This window comes from Pseudomonas sp. P4_C3 (genome assembly GCF_056402075.1).
The window spans coordinates 1-18,487 of record NZ_JBFUIC010000089.1; the positions used below are offsets into that span (position 1 = coordinate 1).

21 protein-coding genes are annotated in these 18,487 nt (G+C 59.7%); 14 read left to right on the forward strand and 7 right to left on the reverse strand.

Annotated elements, in window-relative coordinates; all coding sequences use genetic code 11:
- The 3 genes from AC1DVH_RS15935 to AC1DVH_RS15945 form a co-directional block, all read left to right on the forward strand.
- Positions 1–557 (forward strand): glutamate ligase domain-containing protein (locus AC1DVH_RS15935; RefSeq protein ID WP_477754616.1); only part of this gene is annotated, 557 nt, incomplete at its 5' end.
- Positions 554–1,186 (forward strand): flavin prenyltransferase UbiX, encoded by a 633-nt coding sequence (ubiX, locus tag AC1DVH_RS15940; RefSeq protein ID WP_477754617.1) that lies wholly within the window; start codon positions 554–556, stop codon positions 1,184–1,186. The genes AC1DVH_RS15935 and ubiX, both read left to right, overlap by 4 nt.
- Positions 1,179–1,463 carry a YceK/YidQ family lipoprotein gene (locus AC1DVH_RS15945; RefSeq protein ID WP_108216327.1) on the forward strand — a complete coding sequence of 95 codons (285 nt, stop codon included), beginning with the start codon at positions 1,179–1,181 and terminating at the stop codon, positions 1,461–1,463. Before ubiX ends, AC1DVH_RS15945 begins: the two co-directional genes overlap by 8 nt.
- Positions 1,464–1,579: 116 nt before the next feature.
- Here the strand turns inward: AC1DVH_RS15945 and AC1DVH_RS15950 are convergent, their stop codons facing one another.
- The 3 genes from AC1DVH_RS15950 to AC1DVH_RS15960 all read right to left on the reverse strand — a co-directional run bounded on the left by AC1DVH_RS15950 (position 1,580) and on the right by AC1DVH_RS15960 (position 4,537).
- Positions 1,580–2,221, reverse strand: a complete 642-nt coding sequence (locus AC1DVH_RS15950; protein WP_477754618.1) for an oxidoreductase — start codon at positions 2,219–2,221, stop codon at positions 1,580–1,582.
- A 27-nt stretch (positions 2,222–2,248) separates the two neighbouring features.
- Positions 2,249–3,967 carry a C13 family peptidase gene (locus AC1DVH_RS15955; RefSeq protein WP_477754619.1) on the reverse strand — a complete coding sequence of 573 codons (1,719 nt, stop codon included), beginning with the start codon at positions 3,965–3,967 and terminating at the stop codon, positions 2,249–2,251.
- Positions 3,968–4,081: 114 nt separating this feature from the next.
- A complete protein-coding gene (locus AC1DVH_RS15960) occupies positions 4,082–4,537 on the reverse strand; it encodes a MaoC family dehydratase (RefSeq protein ID WP_477754620.1) in 456 nt (151 codons plus the stop codon).
- A 193-nt stretch (positions 4,538–4,730) separates the two neighbouring features.
- Between AC1DVH_RS15960 and AC1DVH_RS15965 the strand changes: the two genes are divergently transcribed.
- The 3 genes from AC1DVH_RS15965 to AC1DVH_RS15975 are packed head-to-tail and all read left to right on the forward strand — an operon-like array spanning position 4,731 to position 6,408.
- Entirely contained in the window at positions 4,731–5,093 is a 363-nt protein-coding gene (locus AC1DVH_RS15965; RefSeq protein ID WP_223453604.1) for a CidA/LrgA family protein, read from the forward strand.
- Positions 5,090–5,806 (forward strand): LrgB family protein, encoded by a 717-nt coding sequence (locus AC1DVH_RS15970; RefSeq protein ID WP_477754621.1) that lies wholly within the window; start codon positions 5,090–5,092, stop codon positions 5,804–5,806. Before AC1DVH_RS15965 ends, AC1DVH_RS15970 begins: the two co-directional genes overlap by 4 nt.
- Positions 5,807–5,817: 11 nt before the next feature.
- Complete coding sequence (locus AC1DVH_RS15975) at positions 5,818–6,408, forward strand: LON peptidase substrate-binding domain-containing protein (protein ID WP_223460883.1); 591 nt, start codon at positions 5,818–5,820, stop codon at positions 6,406–6,408.
- Between the two features lie 293 nt (positions 6,409–6,701).
- Here AC1DVH_RS15975 and AC1DVH_RS15980 read toward each other — a convergent pair whose 3' ends face one another.
- The 4 genes from AC1DVH_RS15980 to AC1DVH_RS15995 all read right to left on the reverse strand — a co-directional run bounded on the left by AC1DVH_RS15980 (position 6,702) and on the right by AC1DVH_RS15995 (position 10,097).
- Complete coding sequence (locus AC1DVH_RS15980; protein ID WP_477754622.1) at positions 6,702–6,911, reverse strand: hypothetical protein; 210 nt, start codon at positions 6,909–6,911, stop codon at positions 6,702–6,704.
- Between the two features lie 81 nt (positions 6,912–6,992).
- Positions 6,993–7,196, reverse strand: a complete 204-nt coding sequence (locus AC1DVH_RS15985) for a cold-shock protein (protein WP_477754623.1) — start codon at positions 7,194–7,196, stop codon at positions 6,993–6,995.
- Between the two features lie 769 nt (positions 7,197–7,965).
- A complete protein-coding gene (locus tag AC1DVH_RS15990) occupies positions 7,966–9,282 on the reverse strand; it encodes a bifunctional DedA family/phosphatase PAP2 family protein (RefSeq protein WP_477754624.1) in 1,317 nt (438 codons plus the stop codon).
- Between the two features lie 119 nt (positions 9,283–9,401).
- Positions 9,402–10,097 carry a DNA-3-methyladenine glycosylase gene (locus AC1DVH_RS15995; protein WP_477754625.1) on the reverse strand — a complete coding sequence of 232 codons (696 nt, stop codon included), beginning with the start codon at positions 10,095–10,097 and terminating at the stop codon, positions 9,402–9,404.
- 189 nt (positions 10,098–10,286) lie between these two features.
- Between AC1DVH_RS15995 and AC1DVH_RS16000 the strand changes: the two genes are divergently transcribed.
- The 8 genes from AC1DVH_RS16000 (at position 10,287) to AC1DVH_RS16035 (ending at position 18,370) form a co-directional block, all read left to right on the forward strand.
- Positions 10,287–11,558: a glutamate-5-semialdehyde dehydrogenase gene (locus AC1DVH_RS16000; RefSeq protein WP_477754626.1), complete on the forward strand. Its 1,272-nt coding sequence runs from the start codon at positions 10,287–10,289 to the stop codon at positions 11,556–11,558.
- 1 nt (position 11,559) lies between these two features.
- The gene (gene nadD, locus AC1DVH_RS16005; RefSeq protein WP_477754627.1) at positions 11,560–12,249 is read left to right on the forward strand and encodes a nicotinate-nucleotide adenylyltransferase; all 690 of its coding nucleotides are present in this window, start codon (positions 11,560–11,562) and stop codon (positions 12,247–12,249) included.
- A 73-nt stretch (positions 12,250–12,322) separates the two neighbouring features.
- A complete protein-coding gene (gene rsfS, locus AC1DVH_RS16010) occupies positions 12,323–12,817 on the forward strand; it encodes a ribosome silencing factor (protein WP_008022922.1) in 495 nt (164 codons plus the stop codon).
- A 9-nt stretch (positions 12,818–12,826) separates the two neighbouring features.
- Positions 12,827–13,294, forward strand: a complete 468-nt coding sequence (gene rlmH, locus AC1DVH_RS16015; protein ID WP_003185785.1) for a 23S rRNA (pseudouridine(1915)-N(3))-methyltransferase RlmH — start codon at positions 12,827–12,829, stop codon at positions 13,292–13,294.
- 10 nt (positions 13,295–13,304) lie between these two features.
- Positions 13,305–15,200, forward strand: coding sequence for a penicillin-binding protein 2 (gene mrdA, locus AC1DVH_RS16020; protein WP_477754628.1), 1,896 nt, complete (start codon positions 13,305–13,307; stop codon positions 15,198–15,200).
- Between the two features lie 31 nt (positions 15,201–15,231).
- Positions 15,232–16,335 (forward strand): rod shape-determining protein RodA, encoded by a 1,104-nt coding sequence (rodA, locus tag AC1DVH_RS16025; protein WP_477754631.1) that lies wholly within the window; start codon positions 15,232–15,234, stop codon positions 16,333–16,335.
- Between the two features lie 17 nt (positions 16,336–16,352).
- Positions 16,353–17,363, forward strand: a complete 1,011-nt coding sequence (mltB, locus tag AC1DVH_RS16030; RefSeq protein ID WP_477754629.1) for a lytic murein transglycosylase B — start codon at positions 16,353–16,355, stop codon at positions 17,361–17,363.
- A complete protein-coding gene (locus AC1DVH_RS16035) occupies positions 17,363–18,370 on the forward strand; it encodes a septal ring lytic transglycosylase RlpA family protein (RefSeq protein ID WP_477754630.1) in 1,008 nt (335 codons plus the stop codon). Before mltB ends, AC1DVH_RS16035 begins: the two co-directional genes overlap by 1 nt.
- The last annotated feature ends 117 nt before the right edge of the window (positions 18,371–18,487 follow it).

Genomic DNA, 18,487 nt, shown 5'->3' on the forward strand with positions numbered 1-18,487 from the left:
GCGTCGCCCAGGGTGTGGTCGAGTGGGACATGACTGGCCAGCACAACGTCGCCAACGCCCTGGCGACCCTGGCTGCCGCACGCCACGTCGGTGTGGTGCCGTCCATGGGCATCGCCGCGTTGAGCGCCTTCAAAAGCGTGAAGCGGCGGATGGAGAAAGTTGCGGAAGTCCGTGGCATCACCATCTATGACGACTTCGCTCACCACCCGACCGCCATCGCTACCACCCTCGACGGGCTRCGCAAACGCATCGGCGATGCACCGTTGATCGCGATCATCGAGCCGCGCTCCAACTCCATGAAGCTTGGCGCGCACCGTGACGGATTACCGGAAAGCGTGGTCGATGCCGATCAGGTGATCTGGTATGCACCGGCCAACCTCGGCTGGGACCTGGCCGGCACTGCGGTGCGGTGTACGGTGCCGTCGATTGTCAGCGACTCGCTGGAAGGCATCATCGAGCGCGTGAAGAGCCAGGCGCAACCGGGCACCCACGTGGTGATCATGAGCAATGGCGGCTTTGGCGGCCTGCACGGCAAGCTGGCCGAGGCGCTCAAATGAGCAACGGCCCGGACCGCATCACCCTGGCGATGACCGGCGCTTCCGGCGCCCAGTACGGTTTGCGCCTGCTCGACTGCCTGGTGCGGGAAGATCGTGAAGTGCACTTCCTGATTTCCAAAGCCGCGCAGTTGGTGATGGCCACCGAAACTGACGTCACGCTGCCGAACAAACCGCAGATGATGCAGGCGTTCCTCACCGAATACACGGGCGCTGCCGCCGGGCAGATTCGGGTGTACGGCAAGGAAGACTGGATGTCGCCTGTGGCTTCGGGCTCTGGCGCACCAGCGGCGATGGTGGTGGTGCCGTGTTCGACGGGTACTTTGTCGGCGATCGCCACGGGTGCCTGCAACAACCTGATCGAGCGTGCCGCCGACGTGACGCTGAAAGAGCGTCGCCAGTTGATTCTGGTGCCTCGCGAGGCGCCGTATTCGAGCATTCACCTTGAGCACATGCTCAAGTTGTCGAACATGGGCGTGACAATCCTGCCGGCATCTCCGGGCTTCTATCATCAGCCGCAAACTATCGACGACCTGATCGATTTCGTCGTGGCACGGATTCTCAACCTGCTGAATATTCCTCAGGACATGTTGCCGCGCTGGGGCGAGCATCATATGACCAGTGATGAATAAGCTGCTGGTGATGGTACTGGCGCTGCAATTGGTCGGGTGCGCCACGGCGCGCACCCTCGATGCGGCGAAGCCGGGCGCGCCGGTGGTGTACTCGGGGACTCGTCTGGATTTGTACGCGATGAACGGTGGGTGCTGCGCCAAGGACCGTTTTGGCGCGGAAGCACCGAGCTATCCAGGCGTCGACCTGCCGGCCAGTGCGTTGCTCGACACGCTGCTGCTGCCGCTGTCATTGCTGACGGTGATCGGRGTCAGCTTTCAGGCGACAGGTGGGTTGTAAGAGAGCGCTTCGCACTCTATCGCGAGCAGGCTCGCTCCCACATTGGATTTGTGAACGACGCAGATCAATTGTAGGAGTGAGCCTGCTCGCGATGAGACCCACTCAGGCACCACAGGCTACTTGCCCAACTTCCTCAGCTCATCCGACTCGACAATCCTGACCCCGTCCTGCTCTTCCAGCGCCAGGCGCCACATTGCCCGGGCCAGTTGGCAGGCCTCGATACCATGGTATTTGCCAGGGATCAGCCGTGACAACGGGCCGGCGACTTTCTCGCCCAGTCGCGGTTCGGTGCGTTCGCCCAGCAACAGCGAAGGGCGGCAAATAGTCAGCTGCGGCCAGTCCTGCGCGCGCAGTGCGTACTCCATCTCGCCTTTGACCCGGTTGTAGAAAATCGAGGATCTGCGATCGGCTCCGAGAGCACTGATCACGATCAAATGCCTTGCGCCCAACTCCCGTGCGCGTTTGGCAAAGGCCACGACCATGTCCAGGTCCACCGCGCGGAACGCCTGTTCCGAGCCTGCCTGTTTGATGGTGGTGCCCAGGCAGCAGTAGGCGATGTCGACACGACCGTTCAACTCTTGCAGAAACTCCGCCGGGTCGCCGACCGGGTTTTCAAGGTGGGGGTGCTTGGCCAAGGGCCGGCGTGAGGGGGCCAATACCCGGGTAATCGTTGGCTCGTTAAGCAGGCGATCAAGCAGGTGTTCACCCGTCAAACCGGTGGCTCCGGCAAGCAACACGTGCTGAGGCGTCAAGTACATAGTGTTTCTCCCTTGATACTGTTCAGCTTAGTTGCTGTTTGCATCCTTGCTTTCCATAGACGCACTTTGCAGGGCTTTTCGTGCCTGCTGTTTGCGCAGTAGTTGCCAATGCGAGAGGACGGTTTTCGGTGCCCAGATCTGTGGTTCGGAGGCTTCGAAACCGTCCGCCAGTTCACGTTCGGCGACAGTGGCCTTGGCCAGTTTGAAGGCTTGTTCCAGATCATCGGTCTGGTTCAGGGCCTGGGCGAACAGGGCATCGCCGAAGTAGGTGAAGTTGGCTTCCTCCGAGCAACCGAAGGACACTCGGTCGGCCCGCGAGGCCGTCATGATCAGGGTCCGTTCATCTTTGAGGGCGGGGATGAAACCGCCGGAGTAGCAGGACGAGATCACGATGATCTTGTCGCGGTTTTTCAACGGGGCGAGAACAGCCGCCATTTCGTCGGCTGGCAGGTCGGCCAACTCCATGCGTGGCTGGTCAAGCACCAGTTCGTGTTCGCTGGTGCCATGGCTGGTCAGGTAGATGAAAATCAGGTCTTCCGGCCCGCTGCGTTCGGCCAGCGTCAGGGCGGCACGGCGCAGGTTTTCCCGAGTCGCCATCGGGCGGTCGGCGAGGTGATCGCGATGGTTCACCAGGCGGATCTGGCCGAAAGCGCCAAAACGGCTGGTGAGCATATTAGCGACGTAGTCGGATTCGCGCAGAAACACGCTTTGCTTGCCATCACCGCCCAGGGTCAACGAATACAGTTCCACCGCCGGGGTCGAGGGCGGAATGTTGGCCAGCGCTGTGTCGAGCAGGCGCCCCTGGGCCAGCAGGCCGAGCTCCAGGGTGTCGGGCAACAATTTGCCCTCGGCGTCGCGTACGCGCTGRCCGTTGATCCAGGTGCCGCTGAGCACGGTGCCATCGGTCAACACCAATGTGCCGCGCCCCTGGTAACTGTCGTTGTCGAACTGGCCTGTGTAAAAACTGCCGTCAGACAGGTTCAGTCGGCCCTGGCCGGAAAAGCGCCAGTCATTGAACTGGCCGATGTAGTGGCTGCCGTCAGTGCCGATCAACTCGCCCTTGCCGTTCAGCGAGCCTTCCTTGAACTGGCCCAGCCAAACATCGCCGTCGGCGTTTTCGTAGCGGCCTTTGCCGTGCAGTTGATTGTTCTTGAAGCTGCCGACATAGATGTCGCCATCGGCACTGTTGAACGTGCCGTTGCCTTCCAGTTGGCCGTCGACGAAGTGCCCGGTGAACTGATTGCCGTTGCCGTCACTGCGCTGGCCTTCGCCATTGGGTTTGCCGTGGGCGAACTGGCCCTGATAGGCGCTGCCGTCTTCGAGTTCGAGGCGACCCAGGCCGGCGTATTGATCGGCCTTGAACTCTCCGCGATAGCTCATGCCGTTTTCTTTGAGGGTGCCTTCGCCGTCGCGTCGGCCGGCCTTGAACCCGCCGCCGTAACTGCTGGCGTTGGTGGTCAGCGCCCCCTGGCCGTCGAACAGTCCCTGATTGAACTGCCCGCGATAGACCTCGCCGTTGCTGCCGTGCCATTCGCCCTGGCCATGCCACTGGCCTTTGTCGAATTCGCCGGCGTACCAGCTGCCGTTCGGGTAGTCGATGCGCCCCTTGCCTTGCAGCAAGCCATTGACCAGGTCACCGCGATAGCGTCCGCCATCCGGCAGGCGGGCGTCGGGGGCCAAAAGCGATTCGCCGTCGCCGCAAGCGGTGAGCATCAGGGTCAAGGCAAGGAGTGCAAGTGGGCGCATAGCGGATTCCGGGCAATTAGGCGAGGGAGTATGCCGCAGCTATGTGTCCTTATATAGGGTGAGGTACCGCGAGAAGGCGCGAAACAGCATGAGCTGCTTCGCATCCGGGAAGGTTTATACGAAGCACAGGGACAGGGGTTCGGCGATGTATGCCGGCTTGTCCGAACCTTCGATTTCCAGGGTGGTGGTGGCCTTGAGCAGCCATTGGCCGGGTTTTTTCTCGGTGACTTCGGTCAGGTCGACCTTGAGTCGCACTTTCGAATTGACCTTGACCGGCTGAATGAAGCGCACGCTGTCGAGGCCGTAGTTGACCACCATCTTCAAGCCTTCGGGCATGACGAGGATGTCTTCCATCAGTTTCGGGATTAGCGACAACGACAGAAAGCCGTGAGCGATGGTGCTGCCAAATGGCGTTTGCGCGGCCTTGACCGGGTCGACGTGGATGAACTGAAAATCCCCTGTGGCTTCGGCGAACAGGTTGATGCGCTCCTGATCGATAGTGAGCCATTCGGAACGTCCAAGTTCCTTGCCGACATAATCTTTGAGCTCTGCAACTGGAACATAGGGCATTGAGACTCTCCTTGGGTTCATCGGTTTTATAGATTTGGCTTGCGGGGATTTAACCTCCCGGCTTACCACTTTAGATCAACATGGCCAAACGCTCCGGTCAACCGAACATGCTTTTGGCGAATGCCGGTCTATAGCGCGGGCATGCTTATAATGCCCGGCCAATGCGGGTGACGGATTTTGCGGGGGATCAACAATGTTGCTACGAGGTCTGACGTGGCTGGTGCTGTTCCAATTGCTCGGCACGGCGATCAATCATTTGTTTTTGCCCGTGCTGCCGGGGCCGATTGTGGGGTTGCTACTGTTGTTGGTGTACCTCATCTGTCGCGGACAGGTCGGCGAGCCACTGAACCTGGCGGCCAGCAGCCTGTTGCGCTACCTGCCGCTGTTGCTGGTGCCGCCAGCCGTGGGCGTGATGGTCTATGCCGCTGACATTGCGGCAGATTTCTGGGCCATTGTCGGTGCGCTGGTGTTGTCGCTGCTGCTTTCGATGGCCTTCGCCGGGGTGCTGATGCAGCGCATGGTCAAGCGTCACGCTCACTCCGAGGACAGCCAATGATCTTCGACTGGCACGGCGCCTGGACGTCGGTGATTCACCATCCATTGTTCGGCATAGGCATTACCCTTGGCGCCTATCAGCTCGTCCTGGCGGCATTCGAGAAAACCCGCTGGATCTTTTTGCAACCGGTGCTGGTCTCCATGTTACTGGTGATCGGCGTGCTGGTGGGCTGCGGTCTGACCTACGCCGAGTACCGCAAGAGCACCGAGATCCTGAGTATCCTGCTCGGCCCGGCCACTGTCGCGCTGGCGGTGCCGCTTTACCTCAACCTGCGACGGATTCGGCAGTTGTTCTGGCCGATATTTACTACGCTGGTGATAGGTGGTGTCGTGGCCACGGGCATGGGCGTGCTGCTGGGCTGGTGGTTCGGTGCCGAGCACATGATCCTGATGACCATGGCGCCGAAGTCGGTAACTTCGCCGATTGCCATGTTGGTGGCTGAGCAGATCGGTGGTGTCGCGGCGCTGGCAGCGGTGTTCGTCTTGATTACTGGTGTGATCGGGGCGATTTTCGGCCCGGCCCTGTTGAGCCGGCTCGGCGTGCACAGCCCGGAAGCCAGGGGGATGGCGCTGGGCATGACGGCCCACGCTGTCGGCACGGCGGTGGCGATGCAGGAAAGTGAAGAGTGTGGCGCCTTCGCGGCGCTGGCGATGAGTCTGATGGGTGTGGCCACGGCGGTGTTGCTGCCGTTGGCGGTGTCGATGGTGGTGTAAAGGAAATGTCTATGAGTCTGCCGCTTTTCCCACTGAACACAGTGCTGTTTCCCGGTTGCATCCTCGACTTGCAGATTTTCGAGGCGCGTTACCTGGACATGATCGGCCGCTGCATGAAACAGGGCGGTGGTTTCGGCGTGGTGTGCATCCTCGAGGGTGAAGAGGTCGGGATCGCCCCGGCCGGCTACGCGCTGGTGGGTTGCGAAGCGCTGATCACCGATTTCAATCAACAGGACAACGGCCTGTTGGGGATTCGGGTTCGAGGCGGACGGCGTTTCCATGTATTACGATCGGAGATCCAGCGCGATCAGTTGACCGTCGCCGAGGTCGAGTGGCTGGAAGACGAACCGGAGCAGCCACTGCAGGACGAGGACGCCGACCTGGTGGCATTGCTCAAGGCCCTGGCGGAACACCCGATGGTTGAAGCCTTGAACATGGGCACTGAAGCGACCGGGCAACAGTCACTGGCCAATCAGTTGGCGTACCTGTTGCCCTTCGCTGAACTGGACAAAATCGACCTGCTGCAACTCGATGATCCGCAGCAACGACTGGATGCGATTCAGGCGTTGCTGGATGAATTGCAGGGCGAGTTGTTTGCCTGAAAGCATTCTTCAGAACTCAATGCGGTAAATTACCATAATTACTATGGGGCTAGCGGCAGCGGACAACCACCACGTATGCGCCCGACCTGGTTTCTGGTGGTGTTGTTTGGCTTTTTCATTTTACGGCATCTGTGGGATGCGAAATCAAGGTTTTTTGCCATTAAACCAGTTTGGGGTCAATGGCAAAATTCCGATACTCTGCCTTCCCTGTCTTCCCTCGGGGTTATCAAAAATGGTGCGACCATCCTGCATCCAGGAACTACAGTAACAAGGCCACGGCATGCGCACCTCTGCTAACTTTCTTCTTCATCAACGACTTCAAGATTGATTGCGTAGTACCGACCATTATCCCCCCGGCATAAATCGTAGCTCACCATTTGGCCAGCCTTGATTTTTAGAGCTTCGAGTTCAGCTGGGTCGAGGGAAAAAAAGACATTCTGCTCATTGAACTCCTCCGAGGGGGTATTAATGTCAGCAGAATTATTTTGACTCCATTCTTTCATGTCTCCTCCAAAGGCAAGCCAGCTCCCACAAAAAACGGCGCAGGGCTTGCCCGAAAATCAGTTATTATTAACAGGTTGTGTCTATATAAGACTTACGTCTTCTGCCTGCATTCCTTTTGGTCCGGGAACGGGCTTGAAGGTCACTTTTTGTCCCTCTTTAAGGCTTTTAAAGCCCTCGGCCTTTATTGCTTTGAAGTGAACAAAGAGGTCCGCGCTACCATCATCAGGTGTGATAAACCCAAAACCCTTCTCATCATTGAACCACTTGACTGTTCCTGCTTTCATTTTATTTTCCGCTTACTAATTAACATGAAACAAAGTCACACCATTTCGCATATGGACCTTGTTGACTGACGACAGAGAAACACCCTTGGTGGGAGCAACGTTTGAGGAGCTCAGGATGATTTTCAGATCTCACATCACGGAACGTGATGCGATGTTCAAAAAACTAATACAAACAGCCCAGCGCCGCAATGAATGCACTACTGCAAAACTGCGACTGAATGCGACTGAATGCGACTGAATGCGACTGAATGYGACTGAATGTTTTAGCTTTTTTCAAAGACACAAAATGTTTACCTGATCAGGGCGCCTACGTTATTTGCACCACTTATAACGACCCGGCCGGATGTTCGAGCCGATACCGCCGGCTGCCACCAATCACAACAATAGCGCCTCTTGCAAGAGTCAGAATAAGGCTGGTGGTAGTTGTGATAAGTTGGCTGGCTTGTGTGTTAGTTTATATTTGTAATGCTGGTATCGTTTTAAATAAATTGAAAGATCTCTAATATGTTTGTTTTAAGTTAAATGGCTATATTTTGCGTGCCTGCAGGAGTAGGCATGAAAGCGATATAAGGAGTTGTTGGTTGGAAGTTTTAATGGCGCAGGGCGTTCGTTGTGGGTTGGGTAATAAAGAATGCCGATACTGCTGTCTTTCAGTATCGCGTGCGTGAGCGTTCTGACTTGCCATTGCCCAGCTTTAATGGGGGTCTGATAAAAAAACCGCTTCACTCTTAATGGTGAAGCGGTTTTTTGCTACTGGGTTCCCAGCCAACTAATAGGCATAACGCAACATTGTATGTGGCAAGTGGCGCAATACGAAGAGCGCGAACAACGCCATCATCGCCGGCAGTATCAGCCACCAGACCTTGGGTGACAGTGCCTTGAGCGGCTCCCTTCGCTGGACCAGGTACAGGCTGGCCGCGCAGACGCACGCTGCCAACATCGTGCCGGCCATTACATCCGTTGGCCAGTGCGCGCCGAGGTACACTCGGGAAAGGGCAATCGCCATCGCCGGCAAACAGGCCACCAGWAACCAGGTCRGGCGCATGCGTGGTGGCTGTCCGCGGCCAGCCAGAACCGCGAGGGTCAGGAACAGTGCGAACGAGCCCGATGCATGGCCGCTGGGCATGCTGTAGCTGGACAGAGGGTCGCTCAGCACTTCCGGCCGTAGGCGGGCGAAAAAAAGTTTGGTCGCGGTGTTGGCCAGTGCCGTGAACAATAATGTGCTGATGGCGAAGATCGCCTGCCGCCACTGTCGGGTAATTAGCAGCAGTCCTGCCAGCAAAGCACTGAACAGCAGCATGTTGCGGAATTCGCCAATCAGCGTGAAGACCACCGCGACCTCATCGAGCATCGGGCTGCGATGTTCCTGCACCAGGGTCATCAGCCCTTGATCGAGGGCGTTCAGGTACGGATAGCCGATGAACAGCCCTGCCAGAATGAGAAAACTCATGCCGGCGATTAACCCTGTAGCCCTGCGATGCTGGCGCAAGCTACTGGTGGCGCTCAGCCCGACCATCACGGCAATGCTGCCGGCAACGATTCCTGTCTGAGGCCAGAAACCTTCAGGCAACGGCAAGCGAATCGCCGCACCGGTGGCCCAGCCAGGCAGCAAATAAGCCACCGACCACCCCGCACCGGCCAGCAGGCTGACGGCGATGAAGCGTGGGAAGGGCATGTCGCACATGCCGGCGACCATGGGCAGCATCGGCCGCAACGGCCCGATAAAACGCCCGACCAGCAGGCTGGCGATGCCATAGCGCTGAAAATAGGTCTCGGCCCCGGCAATCCATTCCGGGTGATGGCGCAAGCCGGGCAGGCGCCGGATGTTCTGATGAAAATGCCGTCCGAGGAAATACGAAACCACGTCACCCAACACGCCGGCGAGGAAGCCCAGCAGCAAGGTTTCACTCAACGGCAACGCACCGCTGCCGGCCAACACCGCAACGGTGAACAGTAAAACCGTGCCGGGGACGATCAGCCCGGCAATCGCCAGGCATTCCACAAAAGCCACCAGAAATATTGCCGCCGCCAGCCATTGCGGGTTGACCGTCAACCAACCGGTCACGCTATCGAGCCATTGGCCCATAAATCCAACTCCGTTTTCATTGGTTGCCCCTGTAGGAGCTGCCGCAGGCKGCGATCTTTTGCCTTTCAAAGATCAAGATCAATAGATCGCMGCCTGCGGCAGCTCCTACAGGATTGTGTTCATAGCAGGATGTAATCGCGCCCTTCGGTCTGCCCCCGTCGCAGCGGATTTCGCGTGCAGTACGGCGCATAAGCCGCATCGACAAAGCGGTACATCAGGTGCTCATCGCGCCCGTGGGGGATGCCCAGGCGTGTAGTCTGGATGATGTGGGCGGGCGTCTGGCCGACGTGCTCCACCAGCAGCACTTCATGGTCAAAGCGTTTGGCGTCCCACACCGGCACTTTCAGGCCCAGTGCCTTGCAGAGCAGGGTTTGCCCGGCGCAGAGTTGTTGTGACGGGCGAGGGTGGCCCTGGGCGTCGGGATTGTTCAATAGCATCTGTGCCAGGCTGGCCGGCCCGCTCAATTCATCGACCCACGGGTAGGCGGACTTGATCAGCACGGCGTTACCGGGCCCTTGGGCGCTGAAATTAAGGGAATCGCCGCCCCGGGCGTAATACATATAGATGTGGCCACCATCCAGAAACAAAGCCTTACGCTTTTCTGTGTAGCCGAGGGACGCGTGGCTGCCTTTTTCCGCGCGGTAATAGGCTTCGGTCTCGATGATTCGGGCGCTGAGCCACAGGTCGCCGACCCGATGGCGTATGACTTTACCCAGTAAATCCCGAGCCAGAATTTGCGCGTCGCGGTCGAAAAACGCGTCCGGCAGGCCCGTGGGCAGGCTTGCAGCGGATGCTCGAACAGTCAGGTTGGACATGATGAACGACGTTTATCAGGGCTGATTGAGTCGTGATGATAACAATTTGCAGCTTAATCCCGGCTGAACGTCAACAAATTGCCCTCCATTTCGACCATCCGCCCGTCACCGCTGTTAGTCCCGGGACGCGACAGCTATAATCTGCCGCTTTACTCTTTACCAAGACCTTATCAAAGACCACGCCAGACCATGACTGAGTCCGTTCTTGACTACATGACCCGCCTGGGTTGCGCTGCCCGCGAAGCTTCCCGCGTGATCGGCCGCGCCAGCACCGCGCAGAAAAACCGCGCCCTGCAGGCTGCCGCCAATGCGCTGGACGCTGCCCGAGCCGAGCTGACGGCGGCCAATGAGCTGGATTTGGCCGCCGGCCGCGCCAATGGTCTTGAGCCGGCTCTGCTGGAACGTCTGGCGCTGACCCCGGAGCGCATCGACGGCATGATCGTCGGCCTGCGTCAGGTTGCGGCGCTGCCGGACCCGGTCGGCGCGATCCGTGACATGAGCTACCGCCCGTCCGGTATTCAGGTCGGCAAGATGCGCGTGCCACTGGGCGTGATCGGAATCATCTACGAGTCGCGGCCAAACGTGACCATCGATGCCGCCAGCCTGTGCCTGAAGTCCGGTAACGCGACCATCCTGCGTGGCGGTTCCGAGGCCATTCATTCCAATCGAGCCATCGCCGCCTGCATTCAGCGCGGCCTGGCCGAGGCCGGCCTGCCGGCCGCAGTGGTGCAAGTGGTCGAAACCACGGATCGCGCTGCCGTCGGCGCGCTGATCACCATGCCTGAATACGTCGATGTCATCGTGCCGCGCGGCGGCCGTGGTCTGATCGAACGCGTCAGCCGTGATGCCCGCGTACCGGTGATCAAGCACCTGGACGGCATCTGCCACGTTTACGTGAGTGAACACGCCGATCTGGCCAAGGCCCAGCGCATCGCGTTCAACGCCAAGACGTACCGTTATGGCATCTGTGGTGCCATGGAAACGCTGCTGGTGGATCACACCGTTGCCAAGGATTTCCTGCCGGCGATGGCGGCACAGTTCCGCGAAAAAGGCGTCGAACTGCGCGGTTGCGAGCGTACCCGGGCAATCATCGATGCCGTGGTCGCTACCGAAGAAGACTGGAGCACCGAGTACCTGGCGGCGATTCTGTCGATCCGCGTAGTCGACGGACTGGGCCAGGCCATCGAGCACATCAATCATTACGGTTCCCATCACACCGATTCGATTGTCAGCGAACACCAGGGCGACACCCGGCGTTTCGTGGCTGAAGTCGACTCCTCGTCGGTGATGATCAATACCCCGACATGCTTCGCCGATGGCTTCGAATACGGATTGGGTGCCGAGATCGGCATTTCTACTGATAAGCTGCACGCCCGCGGCCCGGTGGGCCTCGAAGGGTTGACCTGCGAGAAGTACATCGTGGTCGGCGACGGGCAGTTGCGCGGACAGGAGCCGGCCTGACTTGGGCGACTTAGACCCGCCAGCCCCGGCCACCGTCAGCGAGCCAGTCCCTTGCCGCATTGGCGTGCTGGGCGGAACGTTCGACCCGGTGCACATCGGCCATTTGCGCAGTGCGCTGGAAGTCGCCGAAACACTGGCGCTCGATGAACTGCGACTGACACCGAGTGCCAGGCCACCCCATCGGAATACGCCGCAGGTGTCAGCCAAAGACCGGCTGGCGATGGTCGAGTGCGCGGTGGCCGGTGTGGCGCCGTTGGTGGTGGACGCCCGCGAATTGCAGCGGGACAAACCGTCCTACACCATTGATACCCTGGAGCTGATGCGCGCCGAACTGGCCGCAGAAGACCAGGTTTTTCTGCTTTTGGGCTGGGACGCTTTTTGCGGCCTGCCCACTTGGCACCGCTGGGAAGAGTTGCTCCAGCATTGCCATATCCTGGTGTTGCAACGCCCGGATGCCGACAGCGAACCGCCGGATGCCTTGCGCAACCTGCTGGCCGCGCGCTCGGTGAGCGACCCGCTGGCCCTCAAGGGGCCGAGCGGACAGATTGCATTCGTCTGGCAGACACCGCTCGCGGTATCCGCCACCCAGATCCGTCAACTGCTGGCCAGCGGTAAGTCGGTACGTTTCCTGGTGCCCGACGCGGTCCTGGCCTACATCGATGCGCACGGACTCTACCGTGCGTCGAACTGAATAGGAGTGCCTCAAGGCACGTAGCAACAACGTGTATTGAAGCGCCCGAACATACGAGCAAAACGAGTTTTATATGACGAACAACGACGTAAACAAAGTTAAGCGCAAAGGCACGTTCAAGAGTGCCCCGCTGCCGGAAAAGGTACTCGCTGCCGAGCCGCCTAAAGGCGACGAACTGGTCAAGATCGCCGTAGCCGCCCTGGAAGACGTCAAGGCCCAGGACGTGCTGGTCATCGATGTTCGCGACAAGCAGAGCATCACTGACTACATGATCATCGCCACCGGTACGTCCAACCGCCAGATCGGCGCGATGCTGGACAAGGTCCGAGAGGCCGTCAAAGCCCTGGGCATCAAGCCGCTGGGTGAAGAAGGCAAGGGCGACAGCGACTGGGTTCTGCTGGACATGGACGACGTGATCGTCCACATGATGACTTCCAATGCACGCCAGTTCTACGACCTGGAGCGCCTGTGGAAGGGGGCCGAGCAGAGCCGTGCAGCCGATGGCAAACACCACAGCCCTGAAGTTGGTCACGAGCACTTCAACAAGCTCAACAAAGACCAGGAATAAGGGACTGCTGTGCGACTGCGACTGATCGCCGTCGGTTCACGCATGCCCAAATGGGTGGAAGAAGGCTGGCATGAATATGCCAAGCGTCTTCCGTCCGAGCTGGCGCTGGAACTGGTGGAAATACCGCTCAATACCCGTGGCAAGAACGCCGACGTGGCCCGCTTCATCCGTCAGGAAGGCGAAGCCATGCTGGCCAAGGTCGGGCCGAACGAGCGGATTGTCACTCTCGAAGTCCACGGCAAGCCCTGGAGTACCGAGCAACTGGCGGTCGAGCTTGATCGCTGGCGGCTGGACTCGCGTACGGTCAACTTCATGGTCGGCGGCCCCGAAGGGCTGGCGCCGGAAGTCTGTGCCCGGGCTGACCAGCGCTGGTCGTTGTCGCCGCTGACCTTGCCGCACCCGCTGGTGCGGATCCTGATCGGCGAACAGTTGTACCGTGCCTGGACCGTGCTGTCCGGTCACCCTTACCACAAGTAGCTCTGCCCTCATGTCCCAGCCGATCCGCATCAAGGACCACGAAAAAGACGCCCGTCTGGTGCGTGGCCGCGTCGTGTTCGGGGCCATTGCAGTGGTGGCGCTGATTGGCGTGCTGATCGCGCGCCTGTATTTCCTGCAGGTGATCCAGTACGAGTACCACTCGACCCTGTCGGAAAACAACCGCGTCCATGTGCAGCCGATTCCGCCGCCCCGTGGCTTGATTTTCGACCGCAATGGCGTGGTGATTGCCGATAACCGGCCGAGTTTCAGCCTGAGCATGACCCGCGAGCGTTCCGGCGACTGGCAGCAGGTGCTCGACGTGATCGTCGAAGTGCTGGAACTGACGCCCGAGGACCGGGTGATCTTCGAGAAGCGCATGCGTCAGGGCCGCCGGCCGTTCGAGCCGGTGCCGATCCTGTTTGAACTGACCGAAGAGCAGATTGCGCGCATCGCCGTGAACCAGTTCCGCCTGCCGGGTGTGGAAGTGGTCGCGCAATTGGTTCGTCACTACCCGCAGGGCGCGCACTTTGCGCACTCGGTGGGCTACATGGGGCGGATCAACGAGAAAGAGCTGAAGACCCTGGATCCGGTGAGTTACAGCGGCACCCATCAAATTGGCAAAACCGGCATCGAGCGTTTCTACGAGCCTGAATTGCACGGCCAGGTGGGTTACGAGGAAGTCGAGACCAACGCCCGGGGCCGCGTATTGCGCGTGCTCAAGCGTACCGATCCGATTCCCGGCAAGGACATCGTCCTGAGCCTGGACATCAAATTGCAGGAAGCCGCCGAAGCTGCGCTCGGTGGTCGTCGTGGTGCGGTGGTAGCGCTGGACCCGAAAACCGGTGAAGTGCTGGCGATGGTCAGCCAGCCGAGTTTCGACCCGAACCTGTTCGTCACCGGCATCAGCTCCAGGGCCTATTCCGAGCTGCGCGATTCCATCGACCGGCCGTTGTTCAACCGCGTGCTGCGTGGCCTGTACCCGCCGGGCTCGACCATCAAGCCGGCGGTGGCGATTGCCGGCCTGGATTCCGGCGTGGTGACCGCTTCGACCCGAGTGTTCGACCCCGGTTACTACATGCTGCCCAACTACGACCACAAATACCGTAACTGGAACCGTACCGGCGACGGTTTTGTCGACCTCGATACGGCGATCATGCGCTCCAACGACACCTACTTCTATGACCTGGCCCACAAGCTGGGAATCGATCGGTTGTCGTCGTACCTGTCCAAGTTCGGCATCGGTCAGAAGGTTTCCCTGGACATGTTCGAAGAGTCGCCGGGTCTGATGCCGACCCGCGAATGGAAGCGCGCGACCCGCCGCCAGGCATGGTTCCCGGGTGAAACGCTGATTCTGGGGATCGGTCAGGGCTACATGCAATCGACTCCGTTGCAACTGGCTCAGGCCACCGCACTGGTGGCCAATAAAGGCATCTGGAATCGTCCGCACCTGGCCAGGACCATCGAAGGCGAGAAGCCGGTGGACCCTAACCCGATGCCGGACATTATCCTGCGCGACCCATCGGACTGGACCAAGGTCAACCACGGCATGCAGCAGGTTATGCATGGTGCCCGGGGTACGGCGCGCAAAGCCTCGATCGGCGCGCAATACCGAATCGCCGGCAAGTCGGGTACGGCCCAGGTGGTCGCGATCAAGCAGGGTGAAAAGTACGACCGCTCCAAGGTCCAGGAGCGTCACCGTGACCACGCCTTGTTCGTCGGCTTCGCGCCGGCCGACGACCCGAAAATCGTGGTGTCGGTGATGGTCGAGAACGGCGAGTCCGGCTCCGGCGTCGCCGCGCCAGTGGTGCGTCAAGTCATGGATGCCTGGCTCCTGGACCAGGACGGTCGGTTGAAGCCCGAATACGCCAGCCCTATCAGTGCAGAGGCTACCGCCCGTGATGAATAACTTCGATCGCATGCTCTCCAGCGAGGATGTGATGCGTCGCCGTGCGACGCTGCTGCAACGCCTGCACATCGACGGCCCATTGTTGATCCTGCTGCTGACTCTCGCCGCCGGCAGCCTGTTCGTGCTGTATTCGGCCAGTGGCAAAAGCTGGGATCTGCTGGGCAAGCAAGCCACTTCGTTCGGCATCGGCCTGGTGTCGATGGTCATCATCGCCCAGTTCGAACCGCGCTTCATGGCGCGCTGGGTGCCGCTGGGCTACGTGGTCGGGGTAATGCTGTTGCTGGTGGTGGACATCATGGGCCACAACGCCATGGGCGCCACCCGCTGGATCAACATTCCCGGGGTGATCCGTTTCCAGCCCTCGGAATTCATGAAAATCCTGATGCCGGCGACGATCGCCTGGTACTTGTCCAAACGCACCTTGCCGCCCCAGCTCAAGCATGTGGGCGTCAGCCTGATGCTGATCGGCGTGCCGTTCATTCTGATCGTGCGTCAACCGGACCTCGGCACTTCGCTGCTGATCCTGGCCGGCGGCGCTTTCGTGTTGTTCATGGGTGGCTTGCGCTGGCGCTGGATCCTCAGCGTACTGGCCGCCGCCGTGCCCGTGGCGGTTGCCATGTGGTTCTTCATCATGCACGACTATCAGAAGCAGCGAATTCTGACGTTCCTCGACCCGGAGAGCGACCCGCTCGGTACGGGCTGGAATATCATCCAGTCCAAGGCCGCCATCGGTTCCGGCGGTGTGTYCGGCAAGGGCTGGTTGCTGGGGACCCAGTCGCACCTGGACTTCCTGCCGGAAAGCCACACCGACTTCATCATTGCAGTAATGGGTGAAGAATTCGGCCTGGTGGGGATCTGCGCGCTGTTGCTGATCTACCTGCTGTTGATCGGCCGCGGACTGGTGATTACCGCCCAGGCGCAGACATTGTTCGGCAAGTTGCTCGCGGGCAGCCTGACCATGACGTTTTTTGTTTATGTTTTCGTCAACATCGGTATGGTCAGTGGCCTGTTGCCGGTGGTGGGGGTGCCGTTGCCGTTCATTAGCTACGGAGGAACTTCGCTGGTGACGCTGCTGTCAGCGTTTGGGGTTTTGATGTCGATCCATACCCATCGCAAGTGGATCGCGCAGGTTTGAATAAGGTGAAACTTTCAATGCAAGTAATGCGTGGCTGGGCGACTCGGTATGCGCCATGGGTCGGCCTGGTAAGCATCCTTGGCACCGTGCAGGAAGCGTTGGCCGGCGACTACGAAGGCTCACCCCAGGTGGCCGAATTCGTCGGTGAAATGACCCGCGACTATGGTTTCGCCGGTGAACAATTGATGGGTGTGTTCCGCGAAGCCGAGCGCAAGCAGTCGATTCTGGACGCCATCTCGAAACCCGCCGAACGGGTCAAACAGTGGAGCGAATATCGCCCGATGTTCATCACCGATGCGCGCATAGCCCGGGGTGTGGATTTCTGGCGTCAGCACGAAGCAGTGTTGGCCCGTGCCGAGCAGGAATACGGCGTGCCGGCCCAGGTGATAGTCTCGATCATCGGCGTTGAAACCTTTTTCGGCCGTAATACCGGAAATTTCCGGGTGATCGATGCCTTGTCGACCCTGGGTTTCGACTATCCTCCCCGTGCCGAGTTTTTCCGCAAGGAATTGCGTGAGTTCCTGCTGCTGGCCCGCGAAGAGCAGGTCGATCCATTGACGCTCAAAGGCTCCTACGCCGGCGCAATGGGATTGCCGCAATTCATGCCGAGCAGTTTCCGCGCCTATGCGGTGGATTTCGACGGTGATGGCCATATCAACATCTGGACCAACCCGGACGATGCCATTGGCAGTGTCGCCAGTTACTTCAAGCGTCATGGCTGGGTCGCCGGCGAACCGGTAGTCAGCCGCGCCGATGTCCGTGGCGATCAGGCCGACGAGGGTTTGACCACAGGAATCGAACCGACAAAAACCGTCGGGGAGTTGCGAGCCCTGGGGTGGTCAAGTCATGATGCGCTGCGCGATGATATGCCGGTTACCGCTTTCCGCCTGGAAGGCGACAATGGCCCCGAGTACTGGATGGGCCTGAAGAATTTTTACGCGATCACGCGTTATAACCGCAGCGTGATGTACGCCATGGCCGTACATCAACTGTCTGAACAGCTGGTCCAAGCACGGGGCGTCAAGTAATGCGGGCATTGCCTATCGATAAACCCCTGAAGCTGATGGCATTCGCCGCGTTGGCCGTGTTGGTCGCCAGTTGTTCGACCAGCCGCGCGCCGGCCCAGAAGTCCACCACCGCCGTGCGCTCGACGCCGGGGCTGGACATCAACCGCGCCCACAAGGATGGCGCGCCATGGTGGGATGTCGATGTTTCGCGCATCCCGGACGCCACGCCGACCCTGCACACCGGCCCGTACAAGGCTAACCCGTACACTGTGCTGGGCAAGACTTACTTTCCGCTGCAAGAGTCCAAAACCTACGTGCAGTCGGGTACGGCGTCCTGGTACGGCACCAAGTTCCACGGTCAGAACACCGCCAACGGCGAAGTGTATGACCTGTACGGCATGAGTGCCGCGCACAAGACATTGCCACTGCCGAGTTACGTTCGGGTGACCAACCTGGACAACAACAAGAGCGTGATTCTGCGGGTCAACGATCGCGGGCCATTCTATTCGGACCGGATCATCGACTTGTCCTACGCGGCGGCCAAAAAGCTCGGTTATGCCGAAACCGGCACCGCGCGGGTCAAGGTCGAAGGCATCGACCCGCAAACGTGGTGGGCAGCCAAAGGCCGTCCGGCGCCTTTGATGCTCAACGAACCGCAAGTCGCGCAGAATAGCGCCCCGGTGATCACGGCTTCGGCCGGCACCGTCGAGCAATGGACACCGCCGCCGCAGCAACACGCCGCCGCAGCGGTGCCTGTGCAGCTCGATGCTAAAAAAAACGCTTCTGTACCAGCCTCTGGCCAGTATCTGCAGGTGGGCGCGTTCGCCAACCCGGACGCTGCAGAACTCCTGAGATCGAAGCTCAGCGGGATGGTGAGCGCTCCGGTGTTCATCAGCTCGATCGTGCGCAATCAGCAGACCCTGCACAGGGTTCGCCTGGGGCCGATCGGTTCGCCGGGTGAGATTGCCCAGGTACAGAACAGCGTGCGCCTGGCCAACCTTGGTTCGCCAAGTGTGGTCACCGAGTAATACGTAGGACTTGATTGACGATTCACCAGCGATTGGGGGGTGAATCAGGTTGTTGGCTCGTCGAAGAACAAAAGCCCGGCAAGGGTGACTGGAGTGAGCAACTGAACACGCGATGAC